Below are 2,606 nucleotides of genomic sequence, written 5' to 3'. Positions count from 1 at the left end.
TGATTATTGCGGCGTTTTCAGTCCGTGATTCCGCGAGCCATCGGTGCGCTTGTCCGCTATCGGTCGGTGTGCGCCGGTGATGGCGCTTTAATCTCTCCAATCTCCTACGATTGGCCCGGGTGCAAAAAGCATCCGGGCCATTTCTATGTTAGGAGGAAAAAATGGTCAAGTACCGAGAGATCCTGAGACTGACTTATCTCGGGATCAGCCAGGAGAACATAGCGTTCTCCTGCGGCTGCGCGAGATCCACCGTGCAGCTGATCCAGAAGCTCGCTAAGAGCAAGGGGCTTGAGTGGCCGCTACCCGGCGAGATGGACGATGCGGCAATCAGAGCCGTGCTCTACCCGCCGAAGGAGCCCCGCGATGACGGGAAGTTCGCCATCGACCACGAGTGGGTCGAGCGCGAGATGGGCAAACCCGGGGTCACGATGACGCTTCTTTGGAGCGAGTACTGCGTGAAGGCCACCGATCACGGCGCCGATCCCTTCATGTACTCGGCTTTCTGCCAGCGCCATCGCAAATGGGCGCAGCGGAACCGCATCACCTTGCATATCGACCGTCGTCCGGCCGAGGAGATGCAGGTCGATTGGGCTGGCAAGTGCCCGGCGTATTGCGACCCGGACACCGGCGAGATTCGCAAGGCCCACGTGTTCGTGGCCTGCCTGCCGTACTCCTCGATGATCTTCGCCCGGCCCTATCCAAACATGGGAGAGGAGTCTTGGATCGACGGGCACATCCGCGCCTTCCGCGAGTTCGGCGGCACGACGCCCATCGTCGTGCCGGACAACTGCAAGACCGGCGTCATCAAGAACACGGTAGAGGAGCTCGTCGTCAATGAGCAGTACAGGCTCATGTGCGAGCACTACGGCGTGGCTGTCGTGCCGGCACGGGTTCGCAGGCCAAAGGACAAGGCCGCTGTCGAGATGAGCGTTGGCGTGGTGGAGCGAAAGGTCATCGCCGCCATGCGCGACCGAGTGTTCATCGGCATCGCGGAACTCGCTGCGGCAATCGACGAGGCCGTGGATTCCATCAACTCCGCGCCCTTCCAGAAGCGGGCCGGCAGCAGGCGCGAGGCCTTCCTCGGGCGGGAGAAGGACCGCTTGCAGCCCCTGCCGCCGACCCATTACGAGATGACGGTCAGGAAGACCGCCACCGTCCAGTTTAACTACCATGTCTCCTTTGACAAGCGCTACTACTCGGTGCCAGCCGCCTACGTGCGGCGCGAGGTGGGCATCGTCGCCACTAGAACGACGGTGGCCGTCATCTGCGACGGGGAGCGCATCGCCATGCACAGGCGCTCGACATCTCCCGCCGGCTCCTATGTCACAGATCCCGCCCATATGCCCGACTCCCACAGGGAATGGACGGCGTGGAGCGGGGACAGGTTCCGCAGCTGGGCGGCGGGGAAAGGGGAGGCCACCCTCGCCGTCGTGGACGGGATACTCAAGTCGCGCAAGGTCGAGCAGCAGGCCTACCGCTCAGCGCGGGCGCTTCTCGGCCTTGCCGACAAGCACGGGGACGCGCTCCTGGAAAGGGCGTGCGCAAAGGCGCTCACCTGGACGGCGCGCCCCAGCTACAAGACAGTGAAGACGGCGCTCCAGAAGATAGCGGCCGAGACCGCCCCCGATCCGGATGCGGGCGCCTACCGAAGGCCCGACGACTGCTACGACGAGTTCGACGGATGCGACCGATAGGAGGTTCGGCTAAGATGGCAAACGAAGCGACGATGGACAAGCTCCACCAGATGAGGATGTCGGTGATGGCAAGGGCGTACCGCGAGCAGGAGGAGTCGATCGGCGTGGCCGAGATGCCCTTCGACGACAGGCTCGCGATGCTGGTCGACGCCGAATGGGACGCAAGGCGCGCCAACAAGCGGACGAGGCTCCTGCGCCAGGCGGCCTTCTGCGATCCCGATGCCAACGTGTGCGATGTCCGCTACGATCCCGACCGTGCGCTCGATCGCGCCAAGGTGATGGAGCTGTCGAACTGCACATGGGTGGACGCGGCCAGAAACCTCATAATCACGGGCGCTTCAGGTGCAGGGAAGTCGTGGATGGCATGCGCTTTGGGAGTGGCTGCCTGCAATGCGTTCAAGACAGTGAGGTACGTGCGGCTGCCGGAACTGCTGGATACGCTGTGCATCGCAAAAGGCGAGACGTGGGCGAAGATGAGAAAGCGGTACATCGCTTGCGATTTGCTGATCGTCGACGACTGGCTGCTGGAAACGATATCTCCATCTCAGACCAGGGAAGTTCTGGAGATAGTGGAGGCAAGGCACAGGAAGGGATCGCTCATTCTGTGCTCGCAGTTCGCGCCCTCCGGATGGCGCGCGAAGCTCGGCGACAACGCCATGGCAGACGCCGTCGTGGACAGGCTGGTGTTCAACTCGCACGTGATGCACATCGAGGGCACCGAATCCATGAGGAAGAGGATGTCCGGCATAATCTAGCGCGAAGACCGCGGAAGTCGAGCGACTGAAAGCTCGAAAAAGGGCTGGGAGCAGAATGACTCCCAGCCCGATTGTCGGCGCAAGCGCGCACCGATGGCCAATGGATTTGCGCACTGACGCATTGCGGAATCACCACCCGAGGATGCCGCAATACTCA

At 62.5% G+C, this 2,606-nt stretch carries 2 protein-coding genes; both read left to right on the top strand.

All coding sequences use genetic code 11. From position 1 onward, the window contains the following. Positions 1-161: 161 nt before the first annotated feature. Positions 162-1,694, top strand: coding sequence for an IS21 family transposase (gene istA, locus ACYVRU_RS12055; protein WP_461186208.1), 1,533 nt, complete (start codon positions 162-164; stop codon positions 1,692-1,694). Positions 1,695-1,708: 14 nt separating this feature from the next. Then, positions 1,709-2,449, top strand: a complete 741-nt coding sequence (gene istB, locus ACYVRU_RS12050; RefSeq protein WP_452041131.1) for an IS21-like element helper ATPase IstB — start codon at positions 1,709-1,711, stop codon at positions 2,447-2,449. Positions 2,450-2,606 lie beyond the last annotated feature (157 nt).

The organism is Adlercreutzia sp. CNCM I-6216 (genome assembly GCF_977113345.1).
Note: the sequence above shows the minus strand (reverse complement) of the source record. Positions and strands in the feature narration are given on the sequence as shown.

What these genes read in the sequence shown, in the direction of transcription:
- istB (WP_452041131.1), top strand. Translation starts at nt 1,709, where the DNA reads ATGGCAAACGAAGCGACGATGGACAAGCTCCACCAGATGAGGATGTCG.
- istA (WP_461186208.1), top strand. Translation starts at nt 162, where the DNA reads ATGGTCAAGTACCGAGAGATCCTGAGACTGACTTATCTCGGGATCAGC.